The 20,749-nt window shown below is 53.8% G+C and carries 17 protein-coding genes; 3 read left to right on the top strand and 14 right to left on the bottom strand.

Annotated features, from left to right (window positions below; all coding sequences use genetic code 11):
* Nucleotides 1–87: 87 nt before the first annotated feature.
* Nucleotides 88–1,368 carry a lysine N(6)-hydroxylase/L-ornithine N(5)-oxygenase family protein gene (locus tag I2123_RS19300; RefSeq protein ID WP_213051286.1) on the top strand — a complete coding sequence of 427 codons (1,281 nt, stop codon included), beginning with the start codon at nt 88–90 and terminating at the stop codon, nt 1,366–1,368.
* Between the two features lie 52 nt (nt 1,369–1,420).
* Here I2123_RS19300 and trhA read toward each other — a convergent pair whose 3' ends face one another.
* Complete coding sequence (gene trhA / locus I2123_RS19305) at nt 1,421–2,071, bottom strand: PAQR family membrane homeostasis protein TrhA (RefSeq protein ID WP_112164209.1); 651 nt, start codon at nt 2,069–2,071, stop codon at nt 1,421–1,423.
* 330 nt (nt 2,072–2,401) lie between these two features.
* Between trhA and I2123_RS19310 the strand changes: the two genes are divergently transcribed.
* On the top strand, nt 2,402–3,010 hold the full coding sequence (locus I2123_RS19310; RefSeq protein WP_213051287.1) for an HD domain-containing protein: 609 nt from the start codon (nt 2,402–2,404) through the stop codon (nt 3,008–3,010).
* A 315-nt stretch (nt 3,011–3,325) separates the two neighbouring features.
* Nucleotides 3,326–5,365, top strand: a complete 2,040-nt coding sequence (locus tag I2123_RS19315) for a hypothetical protein (RefSeq protein ID WP_112164207.1) — start codon at nt 3,326–3,328, stop codon at nt 5,363–5,365.
* Between the two features lie 63 nt (nt 5,366–5,428).
* On the opposite strand, the gene rbsK is transcribed toward I2123_RS19315, so the two are convergent.
* From rbsK to ubiI, 13 genes are all read right to left on the bottom strand, one after another.
* A complete protein-coding gene (gene rbsK / locus I2123_RS19320; RefSeq protein WP_213051288.1) occupies nt 5,429–6,367 on the bottom strand; it encodes a ribokinase in 939 nt (312 codons plus the stop codon).
* Nucleotides 6,364–7,308 (bottom strand): allose kinase, encoded by a 945-nt coding sequence (gene alsK, locus I2123_RS19325; RefSeq protein ID WP_213051289.1) that lies wholly within the window; start codon nt 7,306–7,308, stop codon nt 6,364–6,366. The genes rbsK and alsK overlap by 4 nt, the downstream gene beginning before the upstream one ends.
* Nucleotides 7,309–7,323: 15 nt before the next feature.
* On the bottom strand, nt 7,324–8,004 hold the full coding sequence (alsE, locus tag I2123_RS19330; protein ID WP_112164204.1) for a D-allulose 6-phosphate 3-epimerase: 681 nt from the start codon (nt 8,002–8,004) through the stop codon (nt 7,324–7,326).
* A gap of 48 nt (nt 8,005–8,052) precedes the next feature.
* Nucleotides 8,053–9,138, bottom strand: a complete 1,086-nt coding sequence (locus I2123_RS19335) for an ABC transporter permease (RefSeq protein WP_213051290.1) — start codon at nt 9,136–9,138, stop codon at nt 8,053–8,055.
* Nucleotides 9,139–9,148: 10 nt separating this feature from the next.
* Nucleotides 9,149–10,138, bottom strand: coding sequence for an ABC transporter permease (locus I2123_RS19340; protein WP_112164202.1), 990 nt, complete (start codon nt 10,136–10,138; stop codon nt 9,149–9,151).
* Nucleotides 10,131–11,663, bottom strand: coding sequence for a sugar ABC transporter ATP-binding protein (locus I2123_RS19345; RefSeq protein ID WP_213051291.1), 1,533 nt, complete (start codon nt 11,661–11,663; stop codon nt 10,131–10,133). The genes I2123_RS19340 and I2123_RS19345 overlap by 8 nt, the downstream gene beginning before the upstream one ends.
* A gap of 2 nt (nt 11,664–11,665) precedes the next feature.
* Entirely contained in the window at nt 11,666–12,652 is a 987-nt protein-coding gene (locus I2123_RS19350; RefSeq protein ID WP_413534510.1) for a substrate-binding domain-containing protein, read from the bottom strand.
* A gap of 19 nt (nt 12,653–12,671) precedes the next feature.
* Nucleotides 12,672–13,529 (bottom strand): DeoR/GlpR family DNA-binding transcription regulator, encoded by an 858-nt coding sequence (locus tag I2123_RS19355; RefSeq protein WP_213051292.1) that lies wholly within the window; start codon nt 13,527–13,529, stop codon nt 12,672–12,674.
* A 333-nt stretch (nt 13,530–13,862) separates the two neighbouring features.
* Nucleotides 13,863–14,606 carry an SDR family oxidoreductase gene (locus I2123_RS19360; RefSeq protein ID WP_213051293.1) on the bottom strand — a complete coding sequence of 248 codons (744 nt, stop codon included), beginning with the start codon at nt 14,604–14,606 and terminating at the stop codon, nt 13,863–13,865.
* A gap of 70 nt (nt 14,607–14,676) precedes the next feature.
* The gene (gene gcvP, locus I2123_RS19365) at nt 14,677–17,550 is read right to left on the bottom strand and encodes an aminomethyl-transferring glycine dehydrogenase (RefSeq protein WP_112164198.1); all 2,874 of its coding nucleotides are present in this window, start codon (nt 17,548–17,550) and stop codon (nt 14,677–14,679) included.
* A 108-nt stretch (nt 17,551–17,658) separates the two neighbouring features.
* Nucleotides 17,659–18,045, bottom strand: a complete 387-nt coding sequence (gcvH, locus tag I2123_RS19370) for a glycine cleavage system protein GcvH (protein ID WP_112164197.1) — start codon at nt 18,043–18,045, stop codon at nt 17,659–17,661.
* Nucleotides 18,046–18,099: 54 nt separating this feature from the next.
* Nucleotides 18,100–19,197: a glycine cleavage system aminomethyltransferase GcvT gene (gene gcvT, locus I2123_RS19375; RefSeq protein ID WP_213051294.1), complete on the bottom strand. Its 1,098-nt coding sequence runs from the start codon at nt 19,195–19,197 to the stop codon at nt 18,100–18,102.
* A gap of 323 nt (nt 19,198–19,520) precedes the next feature.
* Nucleotides 19,521–20,747, bottom strand: a complete 1,227-nt coding sequence (ubiI, locus tag I2123_RS19380; protein WP_213051295.1) for an FAD-dependent 2-octaprenylphenol hydroxylase — start codon at nt 20,745–20,747, stop codon at nt 19,521–19,523.
* Nucleotides 20,748–20,749: the final 2 nt, after the last annotated feature.

Genomic DNA, 20,749 nt, shown 5'->3' on the forward strand with positions numbered 1-20,749 from the left:
TATCGAGAAAAATGTCAGTCGCCAATGGCTGACCTATGCTTAAGGCACTTTCCATATCATTTCAATGAAAACACAAGGAACAGAAAGATGCCCGCGAAGGATTTGATAGGTATTGGCATAGGCCCCTTCAACTTAAGCCTGGCCGCGATGGCAAAGGATACGGGGAAACTCGACGCCGCCTTCTTCGATGCAAACCCGGAATTCAGCTGGCACCCCGGCATGTTATTGCCGACCGCCACCATGCAGACCTATGTCCTGCAGGATCTGGTGACGACCGTCGCGCCACGCAGCGAATTCTCCTTTATCAACTATCTGGTCGAACAGAAGAAAATTTATCGCTTTCTGGCCACCGAACAGTTGATCATCAGCCGTGATGAATTCTCCGATTATCTGCGCTGGGCCTGCGACCGCATCCCGGATCTGCATTTTTCCGCGCCGGTGGAGAGTATTGATTTCGACGATAAGCGTCAGGAATTCGTGGTGCAGAGCAAAAAAGGGGAGCACCGCGCCCGCAATATCTGTCTCGGCACCGGCCACGCGCCGTGGATACCGAAACCGGCAAGGGCAGCGCTGGGGGAAAACTGTTTTCATGCCGCCGAAATTGAACTGCGCGAGCCGGATTTCACCGGCAAACGCGTTGCCGTGGTCGGCGGCGGCCAGAGCGGCGCCGACATTATTCTCAATGCGCTGAGCGGCCACTGGGGAGAATTCGCTGAACTGAGCTGGCTCTCACGACGACCGAACTTCCAGCCGCTGGACGAGTCAATTTTCACCAACGAATACTTCACGCCGGAATACGTGAATTACTTCTACACCCTGCCGGAAGACGTGCGTGAGCGCGAGATTGCCACGCAAAAATTACCGTCGGACGGCATCAGTTATCACACACTGGAAGATATCTATAAGCAGCTTTATCACCGTTTCGACGTGTTGCATCAGCCACGCAACGTGCGTTTATTACCACACCGCGCACTCGATCATATCGCACGCAATGCCGCCGGAGATTTCAGCTTGCAGGCCAAACACGGGCTGGAAAACTGCGAAGAACATTTCAGCGCGGATATCGTGATTCTGGCGACCGGCTATCGCCCCGGCCTGCCGGAGTATCTCGCGCCAATGCTTGAGCGGATCCCTTATGACCGCGAGCAGCATTTACCGTTGCAGCCGAATTTCAATCTGCGTTGGGATGGCCCGGATAAGAACCGGATTTATGCGGTGAACGCCGGGATCCACAGCCACGGCAGCGCCGAAGGGCAACTGACCCTGACGGCGTGGCGCTCCGCAAAAATCCTCAATCATCTGCTGGGAGAATCGCATTACGATCTAAGCCCGGTACCCTCTCTGGTCCAGTGGTGGGCGGGGGAATAACAGGCATAAAAAAGCGGAGCACGGGCTCCGCTTTTGCATCACACAAGCAAGGCTAGACGTAGAAATAGATCGCCAGAAAGTGACAGGCGCTGCCGCCAAGCACGAATCCGTGCCAGATGGCATGACCGAAGCGAAAACGCTTCGAGGCGTAAAATATGACCCCGAGCGTGTACACCACGCCGCCGATCGCCAGCAGCCATACGCCGCCGGGCAGCAGTTTCATCGCCAGCTGATAAATCACCACCAGCGACAGCCAGCCCATCGTCAGATAAGTGATGAGCGAAAGCACTTCAAAACGGTGCGCAAACGCCAGTTTAAAAATCACGCCGAACAGCGCCAGTCCCCAGATAACCGCCATCAGGCCTTTTGCCAGCGGGGAATTCAGCCCGACCAGCAGGAACGGCGTGTAAGTGCCCGCAATCAGTATGTAAATGGCGCAGTGATCGAGTTTCTTCAGCCAGTATTTCGCTTTTTCATGCGGAATGGCGTGATAAAGCGTCGAGGCCAGAAACAGCAAAATCATACTGCCGCCGTAAATGCTATAACTGGTAATTGCCATCGCGCTGGCGTTATCGCCCAACGCCTGAACCAGTAATAACACCAGCCCGACAATCCCAAATACCAAACCAACGCCGTGACTCAGACTGTTGGCAATTTCTTCAGCCCACGGATATCCCTGTGGTGATGGAGACGACTTACCCATACGATGAGGATCCTCAGAACAATAAAATGACAGGTTATAAATTACCCAGACCAGCAGAGTAGCTGAGAACGATTCCAGTGTACACCTGTACGCTTAAATTGAGTATTTCGTCCTGTAACAGTCTCTTAGCCGGATCATCATTTTCTTCGCATCAGATTGCAAAGCCCTTCAATTCATTCACTTTGTTTATAATTTACCTATATTACATTTTTATAACGCGGGGAGTTTCCGCACCCAAAAACATGATTTTTTGTCACCAAGCGATTATCGTATAGCTGAAATCTCTGATAACGCTGTTCATCATGTCGTCAATTTGACTAAGGTTTGATTATGTCAGTAGCAACTCCCCCGCTGAATTTCGGTGCCATGACCGAAGTTTTTCAATTCCTGATGGAAATCGACAAACTGAAAAGCGTGCAACGCCGCACCAAAGTGTTAGGCACCGATCGTCGGGAGAATTCGGCAGAACATAGCTGGCATTTCGCCGTGGCGGCGATGTCGCTGGCCCCTTTCGCGCCAGAGGGTGTTGATATCAATAAAGTTATCCGTATGGCGTTGATTCACGATATCGTCGAAATCGATGCCGGCGATGTGCTGGTTTACGATCTGGCTGCCCGCGCGGCGGTTCACGATCAGGAAATCATTGCAGCAAAACGCCTGTTCGGCCTTTTGCCCGCGCCGCTCGGTGGCCAGTTCCTCGACTTATGGAATGAATACGAAGCAGGTGAAACGCAGGAAGCGAAATTCGCACTGGTGATCGACCGCATCATGCCGATGATCATGAACCTGAACAATCAGGGGCAGAGCTGGGTGGAAAACAATATCCGTCTGGAACAGGTTCTGGCACGCAATGCTTTCATCGCGGATATCCACCCGGAACTGTGGCAACACCTGCGCAACCATCTCGATAACGCCCATCAGCAGGGCTGGCTGAAGTAATTTTAATTTCTGATTTTAGCTCCTCCCCTACTCTTGGGAGGAGGCTTAACAAACTGTTTCGGCACAATCGTGGCAGGTGAACCTTTCCCCAGAGAGTAATCAAAATTCCACATCGGGAATATAAATGATGTGATGAAAATATAAATAATTATTGATGATGATTTTATATATCCGCGAGTAAGTCAGTCTTTGTTGTGTTATCTCCTTTACATAAAAAATGATGTGCATTTAATTACGCAAGCCTTCAAGATAGCTATGAAAATCAGTAAAAACCATCCAAAAAAAGATTAAATAATATCTTAAGGAAATACTATCATGAGAATATATCCTAATATACTCAGCCTATCACTCTGCACAGTTCTGCATTTACTTACTCTCCAGGTTTATGCAGCAGATACGCTATGTGCCGGTGAAAAAATCCCGGAAATAAAAGATGTCACATTAACCTGCGCCAAAGATCTGGGCATATTACCTAATACAGGGACAGATGTTTCAGGACTAATTAGCTCGGCAATGCCAGTAAATGGCGGGATTTTCTTCCCAGCGGGTGATTACATTATCAATCAGAACATTGTCTTAAAAACTGCTAATAGTTTAGTGGGCTCGGAAACTGGTACGACTATTTTTCATGACAACAGAGGTGATAACACTGCATTTGTAGGGGATGCTAACTATAGCTCGATAGTAAAAAACCTGACAATAAAAGGTATTGTTTTCAACAATGTTCGTATATATTTTTATGGAAACAAAAGTAATATTAGCATAATAAATAACGCATTAATTAACACACTCTACACTGACGTACAACTTGCCATATCCCACAATCCTTTCATTATTCAAGGAAATATACTGTTACGTGATGAAGATCATCCTGGCATTGGTTTAAGTACCTACAGAAATAAAAACACTGTCGTTGAGCATAATATAATAGGCGACATTTCAGATTCAAATTTAATCCCACGCCTTAACTATTATGACACTGGAACCTTTGAACTTGTTAACAAGCTAAAATTGGCAGCGAAAAATGGAAGGCTAATAGTGAAAGAAGATCAAGGGTACTTCCAGTCAGGATGGTACGCTACTGATGGATTGACTGACTCTGAATTCAATTACAATATTGTAGCAGGCAATAAAAAGACATGTTTAAAAAGTGATCCAACAACGGGTAACTGTAACATATCTCGCGATCATGTTATGTATATAAAGCAATACAGCAATGTCACATTGAAAAACAACTTATTTTCAGGTTGGCCAGCAGATGATTCAGGAGGGGCTAAATTCCGTAATGCAACAGGAGTTTACTTTGTTGGAAATTATCTTGATAGTGTGGACTTTGATGCAAGAGCTTATAAGTCATCAGCAACAACTTTTATGAATGATACATTTGTATTTAATAACTTCATAAAAGAAGGTACAGTAAATTATTATCAGGATATTGTAAATTCAGATACGGAGAGTATCTCAGTTAGTAATTTTGTTGTTTTTGATAACAAGTTCCAGGCAAAAGACCAGACTATCTTGGGCATTTTTGGTACATGGAGAAATCCTACAGGTGAGTTTCTAGAGGCAAATAATACTTTTCACGACCAAACTCAAGTAAACACAAGCGATTTTAAAAATATTGACGTAGAAACTGCAAAAGGACGAATTCCACCGGCCAAAATACCTCTTTTATCTGTAGAACCGATACCATTATGGAAATACGTTGGGGAAATTACGGGGTCGGACCTCAAAGAGAATCAGCTTGCAAGGATAGATATCACTATTGGCGAAAAAACTCCTCAGTTCGCTGTTTACTCTCCGGATAGTGATTATTATTATCCGGTTTACCGCTGGACACCGGGTTTAACAAAAATTTTCAATGAAAAAATAGCTGATGCATGCGCAGGCGTTTTAACACAGCAGGTCACTGCAAATAATGCTTGTAAGTTCATGACACCGATAGGCTCATCCTATTTAAACAAGATTTATACGACTACAGGTCAAAATGCGAATTATACAACACGTATTCTTGATAAGTACCTTCAGGTAGGATATATATCTGCTTCTGATTTACATACTGGGCAATCCGTTAAGTTCTCGGTGATCTTTGAGGATGGCACAAAATATGAATCAATTTATACTCCGCCGAGTGATTATTGGATGCCAACCTATCGATGGGCAAGTGCCTTAGCAAAACAAATTAACAGCGATATTCCTGGGCTATGTGCTGGTCAATATACCGGAGTGAAAAACAATCCAACAGAAGGAACAAAGTGTTCATTTACTCTGCCAGTCCTTTCGTCTTATTTAAATAATATTTATACCATTAACGGACAATCAGCAGTAACAACACTGTCTGTTATTAGTCAATGACTGACTGCCCGGAGTACGTTGAAAAAGTCCTGAATTTCTTTTCAGGACTTTTTTAATTTTAATCTACTCAACATTTATCACGCTGTTTTGCCGTTCCCGCGCTTCCTTATACGTCGGCATTGACGCCGCCGCACCTGCCCTTTCCACACAAACTGAGGCGTAGGCGGAAGCAAACAAAGCGGCATCTTGCAGCGTCGAACCTGCGGCGAGCTGTGAAGCCAGCGCGCCGTTAAAGGCGTCACCCGCGCCGGTGGTATCGACCGGCGTTGCCGGGCAGGCGGCGATGAGCTGGGTTTCACCATTGACCGACAGCAGTGCGCCCTGCGTACCGAGCGTGATGATCAACGCCTGTATACCTTTGGCGTGCAGCGCGAGGGCGGCGCGTTGTGCCGACGGAATATCGCGCACCTCGATACCGGTCAGCAGCGTGCATTCTGTGGCGTTCGGCGTGAGCAGATCTACCTGCGCCAGCAGGTGGTCGGAGACCGGCTGGAACGGCGCAGGATTGAGGATAATGTAAGTGTCGTTTTCCCTGGCAATGCCTATCAGCTTTTCGATCGCCGGTAAGTTATTTTCCAGCTGCGTCAGCAGGATATCCGCCGCCGCGACGGCAGGACGACACTGTTCGACCTCTTCGTCGGTGACCGTCAGATTTGCACCCGGATCGACTGCGATCATATTTTCCGCGTCGGCACCGGCGACGTAAATCAGCGCGTTGCCGGTCGGGCATTCGCCGGTGGAAAACAGCGTGACGGCATCGAAACCGGCGCTGTCGAGATGGCGACGGGCGAACATACCGAAGTCATCGCGCCCGACCTTGCCGATGTAATGCACCCGCGCTCCGGCGCGCAGAGCGGCGACGGCCTGATTGGCGCCTTTACCGCCCGCGCCCATCATGCTGTTGCGGGCAATCAGGGATTCCCCCGGCTGCGGAAAGCGCGCCATGCCTGCGACGATGTCGAGGTTGAAAGAACCGAATACGCATACCTTGCCTTTGTTCATGCCTCTCTCCTCAAGGAAAACGGTCGCGCTGCAACAGCAGGCTGCGACTGAAAAATGCGCTGTGCGGCTAAACACGCACCCCGGCAGCCGGTCTCGTCGGTAATGGCGCTAAAGTGAATACTCAGTCCGTTCGCCGGATACGGGCTGCGCAGATGACTCCGCAGTTGCTGCTCCAGCTGCGCAAGCGGGAAGTTCGCCATCGCCAGCACACCGCCGCCCAGCACCAGAAACTCCGGATCCAGAATGTTCATTTCGCTGGCGACGGTACGTGCCAGACGGGCTACAAATTCGATTAAATCGTCATGCCCGGCGTGCCGCGTAAACAGCTCGGCGAAAGGCGTTTGAGGCACATGTTGCCGCGCCCAGCCGGTCAGCCAGTTGCCGGAAGTCAGCGTCTCGACACAGCCGGTTTTACCGCACGGACAGAGCAACAGATTGCCTGGCAGTGGGATATGACCCAGCTCACCGGCACCGCCATGCGCGCCGTGATAAAAATCACCGTTGATCCACAAACTGTTACCCAGGCCGGTGCCGAGATACATCCCGACCGCTACGTCCGGCAGCGCGCCGTGCTGCTGTAAATCCCACCACATCAGATGGTTAACGTCTTTATCCATCGTCACCGGCAGATGCAGACGCTCCGACAGCAGCGCCGCCACCGGCTGGTTATCCAGCGCGGAAATGAACGGCAGCGACAGCACGGTATTGCGGTCACGCGAGAGAACGCCCGGCAGGCCGAGCATCACCTGCGCCACCTGACAGTGCGAATCCTGCGTGTGCAGAAACTCAGCGATCAGCGCTTCCAGACCCTGTAACGGGCTGCTCTGTCCCGCCCAGCTTTGGGTCGGCGTTTTTTGGTAGCCACGAAACTGTTGCTGGCTGTCCATCAGCATTAAACGGGTATTGGTACCCCCGACATCCACTCCGAGAAAATGCGGCATACGGCTCTCCTGCCCTCAGGCTGCGTGACGCGCCTGACGCATCTGATCGAGCATTTTGTCCCAGGCGATATCCAGATCGTCGTCCAGCGTGAACAGGCCGGAGCTGCCGACGATCAGCACTTCCGCGCCCGCCGACAGCAGATCCTGATAGGTGCGCAGGTTGCAGGAACCGTCGATCTCGATCAGATAGCGATAGCCTTTTTGCTGTTTGAGATCGCGCAGCTGGGCGATTTTCCCCAGCATCTCCGGGATGAACGGCTGCCCGGCATAGCCCGGATCGACGGTCATCACGGTGACTTTATCCACCAGATGGATGTAGTGCTGGATGTACTCCACCGGCGTTGCAGGATTGAGCACCACGCCAACTTTTTTCCCCAGTGAGCGGATCTGGTTGATGATGCGGAACGCGTCGCGGTTGATGGTTTCGGCGTGCGGGCAGATGAAATCGGCACCGGCAAGGGCAATCGGCTCGATAAAGTCCGACGGATTTTCCACCATCATATGCACGTCAAGGATCAGTGGGGTGTGCGGGCGGATCTGCTCGATAAAGAACGGTGACAAGGTGATATTTTTGACGTAATGACCGTCCATGATGTCAATGTGCAGCATATCGGCGCGGCGGTTCAGAACCTCCAGTTGCTGTTTGATGTCAATCAGGCTCATGCACATCAGCGACGGAGAAATTTTGTATTCCATGATGTTGTCCTTGGGTCAGAGGCTAAAGTAATCAGATAAATGAAAGCGTTAAGGTTGTGCAGCGCGCGCTTTGGCGGCGCTCATGCGCCCCGCCCGTTTCTGAAGAAAGCGTGCACGGAAGAATTTCAGCGCCAGTACCACAATCAGTACCGCTCCCCACATTGCCAGGCTGAAATGCGGGCTGACGTTCATGAGATTCAGGCCGGTGGAAATCACTTGTAAGACAATCAGCGAGAGCACCACGCCTGCCACTTTGCCGAATCCGCCATTGGGGTCGGTGCCGCCGAGAATGATCGCCAGCACGGTCAGCAGCAGGTATGAATCGCCGTAGCCCATGCGCGCCGAGTTGAAGCGCGCCATCATGATCAGCCCCGCAATGACGCATAACATGCTGGAGATGACGTAGATGGCGATCAGCACGCGGTGGGTGTTCACGCCGCTGAAATGGGTGGCGTTGATGTTGCTGCCGCTCATGTAGATGTATTTGCCAAGGCGTGTGCGCTCCAGAAACACCGCTACCAGCCCCGCCGTCAGCAGGAAAACAATCAGTGGCACCGGTATGCCGAGCAGCGTCTCTGCGCCGATGAAGCGCACGATGTCCGGCATGCCGCTGATTGCCGCGCCGCGTGAAAGATAGATACCGACGCCGTTTACCATTGTCATGGTCGCCAACGTCACCAGAATCGGATGCGCACCCACGTAGGCCACCAGCGCGCCGGTCAGCATGCCAATCACCAGCGCCAGAATCATTGCGCCGACCAACGCCAGCGTCAGCCATACCGCCTGCATCGCCATGCTGGCGTCCGGCGGCAGCCAGGTCAGAAATACCCACGCCATCAGTAAGCTGGTCAGATTCGCGGTGGCAATAATGCACAGATTCAGGCCGCCGCTGAGAATGGGGATAAACATCGCCAGCGTCAGCAAACCCAGCTCCGGCAGCTGGAAGGCGACGCTCATAAAGGTGGCGTCACTGAAGAATCGCCCCGGCATGGCCAGACTGAATCCGATGATGACCACCAGCAGTAACAGTGATAATCCGAGCGTCGTGTTGTCGATTTTCAGGCTGGCGATCCTCAGCCGTGGCCGGGTGTCAGGCTTAGTTTTCAGGTTCAAATTTCTGCTTTTCGCGAACATAGCGGGTTCCTTACGCGAAGCCGACTTCGGTTTCTTTGCGTTTCTTGTAATGGGTAACAGTGATGGCCGCGACAATCACCACGCCGATAACGATATTCATGAAGTAGCTGGACACGCCGATCAGGTTAAGGCCGTTTTTCAGCACACCAATCAGGAACACGCCCATCAGTGTGCCGACCACGCTGCCTTTGCCGCCATTGAGGCTGGCCCCGCCGAGCACCGCCGCAGCGAGGACGTCCAGCTCGCCGCCGACCAGCGCATTCGGCACGACTTCCCCGACGCGATATACCTGCACCAGCCCGCCGATGGCCGCCATTGCTCCGAGATAGCCGTAGGCGAAAAGATGCAGCAGACCGACGCGGATCCCGATGCGGCGTGCCGATTCCTGATCGCCACCGACCGCAAACAGCTGCCGCCCGAGGTGCGTTTTATTGAGCAGGATCCAGCTCAGCCCGGCGACGCCCAGCATCACCACCACCGGCAGGCCAATCTGATAATGGTGCTCGCCAACGCTGAACGGCAGGACGCGCACGGGCGTGGTCAGCCAGTCCGGCAGGTCATACAGGCTGGTGCCGTTGGTCAGCCACATCAGCATCCCGAACAGCAGCGACTGCATACTGATGGTCACGATGATCGACACAATGCGCAGGCAGTAGATCAGAATCGCGTTGATCATGCCGAGCACGGTGCCGATCGCGACAGCCAGTAAAATGCTGCCCGCCGGGCTGCTGAGGCCATAGTGGATCGCCAGCGTGGCGATGATGTACTGCACCACCGATGCCACCGCCGCAAAGGAAATGTCGATGCCACCGGTGACCAGCACCACAAACAGGCCGAGCGCAAAAATGCCGCTGACGGCGTAGCTTTCGGTGAGATCCAGCAGGTTCTGTAAGGTCAGAAACTGGTCAGTGAGCAGGGAAAAGGTGACGATAACCACCAGCAACACCCAGGCTAAATAGCCTTCGTTGCTGGACGGGCGTAACCGGCTGAGCTTAAGCATTGACGGCCTCCGCAAGCTGTTGCTGGGTGATACCGCGCGGCAGGTATTCGCCCACTACCGTCCCTTCGCTGAAATGCAGCACGCGGTCACAGTTGAAATAAACTTCCGGGACTTCGTCCGAAATCAGCAGGATTGAAATTCCCTCTTCCGCCAGTTGGTGGATCAGCTGATAGATGCTGGCTTTGGCGCCGACGTCTACGCCGACCGTCGGTGAATCGAGGATCAGGATTTTCGGCTGGGTCAGTACCCATTTCGCCAGTACGATTTTTTGCTGATTGCCGCCGGAAAGCGTCGAGATCGCCTGATCCGGATTGGCGACTTTGACGCCGAGTTTTTCGATCCACTGCTGGATGATCTTGTTTTTGCGGTATTCATCGATCAGATGAAAACGGCTGCGCAGCTGATCCATGATTGCCAGCACCGTGTTGTCGCCGACCGACTGCTGCTGGATCAAGCCGAGCGTCAGCCGGTCTTCCGAGACATAGCCGATACCGGATTTAATGGCGTCTTCATGGCTGCGAAAACGTACCGGTTTGCTGTCGAGATAAATTTTGCCGCTGTCCGGTTTGGTCATTCCAAACAGGCTGAGCGCCAGTTCGGTGCGCCCCGACCCGAGCAGGCCGCACAGGCCGAGCACTTCACCGGCGTGCAGTTTGAAACTGACATCGTGGTACTGGCCTTCACGGGTGAGTTTGTCGGCTTCCAGCATGATGCGTTCGTCATTCATGTTGGCGGCTTTCAGGCGGTAATCGAGTTTAAGGCCGGTCATCAGCTCGGTCAGACGTTCGCTGCTCACCTCTGAAGCCGGGAAAGTACCGACTTTTTTGCCGTCGCGGATAACCGTCACGCTGTCGGATATTTCCAGTACTTCATCAAGACGATGGCTGACGAAAACCACGCTGATCCCTTTGTTTTTCAGATAATGCACGGTGCGCAGCAGCTGGTTGACTTCGGTACGGGTGAGCGAGGCGGTCGGCTCATCCATGATAACCAGCCGCGCATCGGCCACCAGCGCGCGGCAAATCGCCACCTGCTGACGCTGGGCAATCGGCAGCGTCGAGACTTTACTGTCGAGATTTAAGCTGTAATTAAGTTCGGTGAGAATGCGCTGAGCAGTCTCACGCAAGCGTGACGGGCGATACCAGCCCATCAGCCCGTGCAGGTTGTGGTCGAACGCGATGTTTTCAGCGACGCTGAGGTTAGGGAATAACGACAGATCCTGATAAATGACCTGAATGCCAAACTGCCGCGCCTGATCCGGGTTCAGCTTGCTGAAGCTTTGCACGCCCTGTTGTTGTGAACACAGTGTGATTTGGCAACCGTTGTCCGGCTGATAAACCCCCGAGATCACTTTGATCAACGTACTTTTTCCGCAGCCGTTGGTACCCGCCAGGCAGTGAACTTCGCCCGGCATCAGCCGCAGGGAGATATCGTTGAGCGCACGCTGTCCGCCAAAGGTCACCGACAGATTCTGCACATCAATCAGCGGTTCGTTGTCTGTTTGAATGATCTCGGAGATTGCCATGATTACAGCCCCATTTTGACCAGTTTCGGCAGATTTGCTTTGTCCAGGCTTTCGGTTTCGTTACCCAGAATGGTGTGCGTGGCTTCATCTACTTTCACTTTGCCCATACCTTCAATGGTCATGCCGTCAGTGATTTTTTCGCCTTTTTCCAGCTTCTCGGCGATGCGCACGAAGACTTCGCCAGCAACCATCGGATTCCAGATAAAGCCGCCTTTGATGGCACCGGCTTTTACCAGACTTGCACCCTGACCCGGACTGAACGGCCCGAAGACGCAAATGTCGTCCGTTTTACCCCGGTTCAGCACCGCGCGGCCTGCGCCGATCGGACCCTGTGAACCGATCGCCAGAATGCCTTTCAGGTTGGCGTCTTTGGACATCAGGTCATTGGTGGTACGGATGCTGTCGTCGAGGGATTCACCGACGCCAAACTTGTCACCGACCAGATGCATATTCGGGTAGTGCTCTTTCTGATAATTGATGGCGGCATCGGCCCATTTCTGATGCAGCGGCACCGTTAAGCTGCCGACGTACACCGCGTAATCGCCCTTTTCTTTCATGCACTGTGCGAGGGCGACCATGTGCGTAATGCCGTGCTGCGTGGCATCCACCATTTCAAAATCCCAGTCGGCGTATTTCTGATCCGGTGATTCATGAACGATGACTTTGATCCCGGCATCGTGGGCGCGTTTCAGCACCGGTTCGAGCACGCGGGCATCGTTAGGCACCACGCCTATCACATCCACTTTTTGCGCGATCAGATCTTCAATGGCACGTACCTGCAATGCCGGATCCGCGCTGGTCGGCCCGACCTGCCAGGCATCGATCCCGCGTTTGGCCGCTTCACTTTTGATCCCAGCTTCCATCGCGTTGAACCAGGCGTTACCGCCGACTTTCACCACCACACCCATGCGGATTTTGTCGGCAGCGTGGGCTGACAGGGACAACATGGCTGTAGCAAACAGGCAGGCAAGAACGGATTTCTTGATCATGTTTTCTCTCCAAAGAGGTTCAGTTATTTGCCGCAGCGAGAGGGCCGTTGCGACTGTTTTTAGTTTTTTTCTGTAGGGGTGAAGGAGAAACCTCAATTACGTTGACGTTGCTCCAGGCCAGTTCCTGTCGGAATTCTTCATCCTCCAGATGGTCTGTTATCAGTGTGTCTATTTCCCGGTAGTGGCAGATCCGCGCAAAAGAGCGCCGGCCGAATTTACTGGCATCAGCCAGCAAAATTTTGTGCTCGGAAGAAAGCAGCATTTGCTGTTTCAGCCGCGCGTGATGCTCGTTACTTTCACGGATACCACCTTCGTGGCTGATGCCGTGACAGGAGAAAAACAATTTATTTATCACGAACTCTTTCAGCATTTGTTCGGCCAGAACGCCGACAAAATCCTCATACTTCGCTGAATATTCACCGCCCAACCCGATCACCCGCACATTGGCTTTCACTGCCAGCGTCTGAATGATGTGCACCGAATTGGTCAGCACCACCAGCTGGATGTCCGGCAACTGCCGGGCCAGAAACCAGCTGCTTGAGCTGCTGTCGAGCAGCAGACAATCGCCGGGATTGATCAGCTGCAACGCGCGCTTGGCAATGCGGGTTTTGCTGTCGGGGGACTGGTTGCTGCGGTCGCGAAACGATTCTCCCTGCTCAATCTGCGACGGCACCGAGGCTGTCCCGGACGCCGCATGTTGGGCAAATACCGCGCCGCCATGGCTGCGTTGCAAAATCCCGCGCCTTTCCAGCAGCGCCAGATCGCGCCGCGCAGTCTCCAGCGAGATGCGGCATAACTGCGCCACTTCCTGCACCAGAATGCGGCCGCGCTGGCTGAGGATTTCAGTGATAAAACGATGGCGTTCTACAGGCAGCATGTGGTGATTCCTCTTTCCCGATGTCAATTAGGATACGCAGCCGGATGCTTGCGGAATGCGCAGTGCCTCAAAAGCGACCGCGTGCGTTTTTCGCCGCCGTCGTCATGTGATAGTTGTCACGAAAAGATGAGAAGAGATGAAATGTTAAAGTTTGGATCTGTGGCGGGAACGGCATTAAATCGTCATTCAGGCTGCAACAAGACAGCAACAGATTTGCAAACGGTCACAATTCCTCGTGCGACGCAGTGACCGACTATGACCGTTTGTGTGGCTTTGACCGTTTGGCATAAAAAAAAGCGCCCTGAGGCGCTTCTGATGTTGTTAAAGAGGGTTTTACTTTCCGCCTGCCAGCTCCAGAAAACTTCCGGTCACATAGGACGCGGAATCTGACAGCAGCCAGCAAATTGCCTGAGCCACTTCTTCCGGCTGGCCGCCGCGCTGCATCGGCAGACTGGCTTTCACGCGATCCACACGCCCCGGCTCACCGCCGCTGGCGTGCATTTCTGTGTAGATCAAACCGGGCCGCACGCAGTTTACACGGATACCGCAGGCAGCCACTTCCAGTGCCAGACCGGTGGTCAGGGTATCCACTGCGCCTTTCGACGCGGCGTAATCCACGTATTCACCCGGAGCACCCAGACGCGAAGCCGCCGAGGAGACATTCACAATCGCCCCGCCCTTTCCGCCATGACGATGCGACATGATTTTCACCGCCTCGCGACAGCACAGGAAATAGCCCGTCACATTGGTGGAAAGCACTTTGTTGATGCGTTCAGCAGAAAGATTTTCAATGGTCGTCTGCTGGAACAAGATCCCGGCATTATTGACCAGCGCGGTAATCGGCCCCAGTTCATCATTGATACGCCAGAACATGGCGACAACCTGCGCCTCGTCGGCGATATCGGCTTGCAGGGCGATAGCCCTTCCCCCGTTCACGGTGATGTCGTTGACGACGGCCCGTGCGGCCATTTCATTGCGGAGGTAGTTGACGCCGACGGCGTAACCTTGTTCGGCGAGTAATATCGCCGTGGCCCGGCCAATGCCGCGGCTGGCACCGGTAACGAGGGCTATTTTCATCAGGGCGTTTCCAGGGGAAGTGAGGAAAGTGGTTGCTCCTCCCCCTGCGAAGGGGGAGGAATTTGGAGTCTTACTCGTAATCTGAGATCGGCACACATGAACAGAACAAGTTTCTGTCACCGTAGACATCATCCAGACGCTTCACCGCCGGCCAGTATTTATTCTCGCTGCCTGCCGGGAAGACCGCCAGTTCACGGCTGTACGGATGGGTCCACTCGCTGACCAGTTCGTCCTGCACGTGCGGGGCATTCACCAGCGGATTATCAGCCAGCGGCCATTCGCCTTTGGCGACGCTGTCGATTTCACCGCGAATTGCCAGCAGCGCGTCGATAAAGCGATCCAGCTCGACTTTGCTTTCTGATTCGGTCGGTTCAACCATCAGCGTACCGGCAACCGGGAAGGACATGGTCGGGGCGTGGAAGCCGTAGTCGATCAGACGCTTGGCGATGTCCATTTCGCTAATGCCGGTCGCTTCTTTCAGCGGTCGGATGTCCAGAATACATTCGTGCGCCACGCGACCATCGCGTCCGGTGTAGAGCACCGGATAAGCCTCTTTCAGACGGGTGGCAATGTAGTTAGCGTTCAGGATCGCAACCTGACTGGCCTGTTTCAACCCTTCCGCGCCCATCATGCGGATATACATCCAGCTGATTGGCAGAATTGAAGCGCTGCCGAACGGTGCGGCGGACACCGCGCCATTTTGTGTCAGTACGCCGTCAATCTGTACTACGCTGTGACCCGGTACAAACGGCGCCAGATGGGCTTTCACGCCGATAGGGCCCATGCCCGGACCGCCACCGCCGTGTGGGATACAGAAGGTTTTATGCAAGTTGAGGTGCGAAACATCTGCGCCGATGTAGCCCGGCGTAGTAATGCCGACCTGTGCGTTCATGTTCGCGCCATCGAGGTAAACCTGACCGCCATACTGGTGAACAATCTGGCAGACTTCGCGGATGGTTTCTTCGTAAACGCCGTGCGTTGACGGGTAAGTCACCATGATACAAGACAGCGCATCGCCCGCCTGCGCCGCTTTTTCACGCAGATCGCTCAGATCAATGTTGCCCTGTTTGTCACAGGCGACAACCACCACGGTCATGCTCGCCATCTGTGCAGACGCCGGGTTGGTACCGTGGGCAGAACTTGGGATCAGACAAATGTGACGGCTGCTTTCGTTACGGCTTTCATGGTAACGGCGGATCGCCAGCAGACCGGCGTATTCGCCCTGCGCGCCAGAGTTAGGCTGCATACAGACGGCATCGTAACCGGTCAGTTGCACCAGCCACTGTGACAGCTGACCAATCATTTGCTGATAACCGGCGGCCTGTTCAGTCGGGCAGAACGGGTGCAGTTCAGCGAATTCCGGCCAGGTGATTGGGATCATCTCGGCGGCGGCATTGAGTTTCATGGTGCAGGAACCCAGCGGGATCATCGCCTGATTCAGCGCCAGATCCTTTTTCTCCAGACGGTGCATGTAACGCATCATCTCGGTTTCGCTGTGGTACTGATTGAATACCGGATGCGTCAGGATCGGATCCACACGCAGCATCGCGGCCGGGATCGAGTTGCTGTCAGTCGAAACAGCTTTATCCAGTTTATCGATGTCCAGACCGTTATCGTCCCCCAGCAGAGCGGCGAACAAGATCTGCACGTCTTCACGGGAGGTGGCTTCATCAAGCGTCACGCCGACAGCACCGTGAATATCAGTACGCAGGTTCAGACCGAAGCTCAGCGCGCGTTCCAGCACGGCGGCTTTGTCTTTCACTTCCACGGTCAGGGTATCGAACCAGGTATTGTGACGCAGGGTCAGACCGCCCTGTTTCAGGCCAGTGGCCAGAATGTCGGTCAGGCGGTGAATGCGTGAAGCAATGCGTTTCAGGCCTTCAGGGCCGTGGAATACCGCATACAGGCTGGCGATGTTGGCCAGTAAAACCTGCGAGGTACAGATGTTGGAGTTGGCTTTTTCGCGGCGGATATGTTGCTCACGAGTCTGCATCGCCATGCGCAGTGCGGTTTTGCCTGCAGCGTCGCGGGAAACACCGATAATGCGGCCCGGCATTGAGCGCTTGAAATCATCAATACAGGCGAAGAACGCCGCGTGCGGGCCGCCGTAGCCCATTGGCACGCCGAAACGCTGTGCCGAACCAAAGACTACGTCCGCGCCCTGCTTGCCCGGCGCGGTCAGCGTAACCAGTGCCATAATGTCAGCGGCAACGCTGGTGATAATTTTGCGGGATTTCAGTTCAGCCAGCAGTGCGCTGTAATCGTGAACTTCACCTGTGGTGCCGACCTGCTGTAACAGCACACCGAACACGCCTTCCAGATCCAGCACCTTCTCGGCTTTATCAACAATGATGTCGAAGCCAAAGGTTTCAGCACGTGTGCGAACCACGTCCAGGGTTTGCGGGTGCACATCGTCAGCCACGAAGAAACGGTTGGCGTTTTTCAGTTTGCTGGCGCGTTTTGCCAGCGCCATCGCTTCAGCAGCGGCGGTCGCTTCATCAAGCAACGAAGCAGAAGCCAGATCCAGACCGGTCAGATCCAGCGTCAGCTGCTGGAAGTTCAGCAGTGATTCCAGACGCCCCTGCGACACCTCGGGTTGATACGGCGTATACGCGGTGTACCAGCCCGGATTTTCCAGCATATTACGCAGGATTACCGGCGGCGTCAGCACCGCGCTGTAACCCATACCGATGTAGGATTTATAGCGCTGATTCTGGCTGGCAATGGCTTTAAGCTCAGCCAGCGCCTGATGTTCGGTTACGGCATCGCCGACGGCCGGTGGCCCCGGCAACTGAATATCGACCGGAACGATCTGCTGGATCAGGGCATTTAACGAACCGGCACCGACCGTCTCCAGCATATCTTGCTGCTGCTGAGAAGACGGACCAATGTGGCGGCCGATAAACGCTTCGCTGTGTTCGAGTTGGCTGAGAGTCTGAGTCATTTGCTACGCATTCCTGAAATCTGCTGGAGGTGTCTTGGGATACTGACAAAAGCTACGGGTGTTGAATGCGCCCCGCAAACGGGTTGCGAGGCGGTCGTGCAGTCTTACTTATTCGTCGATCGAGGAACCATAAGCTGCTGCATCAAGCAGGTTAGCCAGTTCGGCTTCGTCTGACGCTTTAATCTGGAACAGGAAACCGGCACCGTATGGCTCGCTGTTAACCAGCTCCGGAGAACCTTCCAGTTCACCGTTCACCGCGATGATTTCGCCGCTGATCGGGGAGTAAATATCGGAAGCCGCTTTCACGGATTCTGCCACGGCGCAGTCTTCGCCAGCAGCCACTTCACGGCCAACTTCTGGCAGATCGACAAACACCATGTCGCCCAGCAATTCCTGCGCGTGTTCGGTGATGCCTACGGTGTAAACGCCGTTGCCTTCAGAACGCACCCATTCGTGGGAAGAGGCATATTTCAACTCTGCGGGAACATTGCTCATCAATAATCTCCTGAAAATGTTTTTAAATTTTTGTGTTCAACTCAATCGGATTCGTTACTGCGCCAGCGGTTTACCATTACGGACAAAGCCCGGTTTGGTGACTTTTACCGGCATCTCACGGTTACGAATTTGCACAATCGCCTGCTCGCCAATGCCTGCCGGAACGCGCGCCAGCGCGATGCTGTAGCCCAGCGTCGGGGAGAATGAACCGCTGGTGATCACGCCTTGTTGAGTGTTGCCTGCCGCATCGGTGAAATGCACCGGCAGCTCGTTACGCAATACGCCTTTTTCGGTCATCACCAGACCGACCAGCTGTTCGGCGCCCTGCTCGCGCTGTCTTTCCAGGGCGTCACGGCCAATAAAATCGCGGTCTTCCGGTGCCCACGCAATGGTCCAGCCCATGTTGGCCGCCAGCGGTGAAACGCCTTCATCCATTTCCTGACCGTAAAGGTTCATACCCGCTTCCAGACGCAGCGTGTCACGTGCCCCAAGACCAGCAGGCTTCACGCCCGCCGCCAGCAATTTCTGCCAGAAATCTGCGACCTGTTCTTGCGGCAGCGCGATTTCATAGCCCGCTTCACCGGTGTAGCCGGTGGTCGCGATAAACAAATCGCCCGCCTGCACGCCAAAGAACGGCTTCATGCCCTCGACGGCCTGTTTTTGTTCAGCAGTAAATAAGGTTTGGGCTTTTTCTTTCGCCTGCGGCCCCTGAACGGCCACCAGCGCTAAATCATCACGTACGGTCAGTTCAACGCCGTACGGTTCTGCATGCTGCGAAATCCATGCCAGATCTTTCTCACGGGTCGCGGAGTTCACCACCAGGCGGAAATAATCTTCGGTAAGGAAATAAACAATCAGGTCATCGATCACGCCGCCGGAGGCATTGAGCATGCCGGTGTACAGCGCTTTGCCGGGAACGGTGAGTTTGGCGACATCGTTCGCCAGCAGGTAACGGAGGAATTCACGGGTACGGGCACCGCGGAGATCAACGATGGTCATGTGCGAGACGTCGAACATGCCGGCATCCTGGCGCACAACGTGGTGTTCATCCAGCTGGGAGCCATAATGCAGAGGCATCATCCAGCCGTGGAAATCGACCATACGCGCACCGCACGCGACATGTTGTTCAAAAAGCTGAGTCTGCTTAACCATCTTATTCCTCATGACGAAAAGGCTGCCTGAAAAAGTCGAAATTCGCAGGGAGCGCAAACGATACCCTTTACCTGAACTTACCACCGAATTCCCCTGCTAACCATAAGATAAAATATGCAGAGCAAAGGGAATGTCAGTTAAATAGCAGGGGCATTGTGCAGAGTTTTTGACTGGGAAAATGGGGTTTGTGGCGCAAAATCTACAAATAAACAGCAAAAATATCGACGTTATATAACGACAAGGCCGGATTTCTCACCATTTGCAGAATGAGAAATCCGGCCCCGGATTAGAAAATGTAATGGAAAAACTGAGCTGAAATTAGATTATTTCAATCGAAGCGAATCTTCCTGCAACCATTCGGGTAAATCGTTCAGCCCCATGGCCTGACGCACTAATTTAGGTTTCACGCCCGGCAGTGAATCAGCCAGCGTCAGGCCGATATCACGCAGGAGTTTCTTCGCTGGATTGTCACCGGCAAACAGTTCGCGAAAACCCTGCATTCCGGCCAGCATCAACGCAGCACTGTGCTTACGGCGGCGCTCATAGCGACGCAGATACATGTGCTGCCCGAAATCTTTGCCTTCTTTTTGCAGGCGTTTGATTTCAGACGCCAGCTCGGCCGCATCCATAAAGCCTAAGTTTACGCCCTGCCCCGCCAGCGGATGTACGGTGTGCGCCGCATCCCCCACCAGCGCCAGACGCTGTCCGGCAAAACTGCGGGCATAACGACCGGTCAGCGGGAAGGTCTGACGCTCGCTTTCAACGGTACAGATGCCCAGACGCAGATCGAAAGTGCTGGCGAGAATTTTGTTGAATTCTTCAGGCTCCAGCCCGCGCAGGCGCTGTGCCTCATCCGGCGAAACGGACCACACAATCGAAGACAAATGCGCATCGGCCAGCGGCAAAAAGGCCAGAATACCCTCGCCGTGGAAGACCTGTCGTGCAACAGACTGGTGCGGCTCTTCGGTGCGGATGGTCGCCACCAGTGCATGATGGCGGTAATCCCAAAATGTCAGCGGGATATCGGCGTGCTGACGCAGCCACGACTGTGCGCCATCAGCGCCAACGACCAAGCGCGCGCTCAGCTGGCGATCGTCATTAAGCGTAATGAAGGCGTCGTTTTCGCCCCACGCAACGTTTTTCAGCGTAGCGGGTGCCAGCAGGGTGATATCAGAGGACTTCTCCGCCTGTTGCCAGAGCGCGCGGTGGATCACCTGATTCTCAATGATGTGGCCGAGATGGCTGAATCCGTATTCTTCGCCACGAAACGCGATTTTGCCGAAGCTGTCGCGATCCCAGACTTCCATACCCTGATAAGCATTGGCGCGTTGCGCGGTGATGTTGTCCCAGACGCCGATGTATTTCAGTAAACGCTCACTGGCGGCATTGATGGCTGAAACACGCAGACCCGGCTGTTCCGGCAAAGGAGAATCGAGATCTGGCTGCTGGCTTTCAAGCACTGCAACGCGCAATCCGCTGCCCTGTAATCCGCACGCCAGCGCCAGACCGACCATCCCGCCACCGGCGATAACCACATCAAAAGATTGCATAA

The organism is Rahnella inusitata (assembly GCF_018288855.1).
Lineage (GTDB): Bacteria > Pseudomonadota > Gammaproteobacteria > Enterobacterales > Enterobacteriaceae > Rahnella > Rahnella inusitata.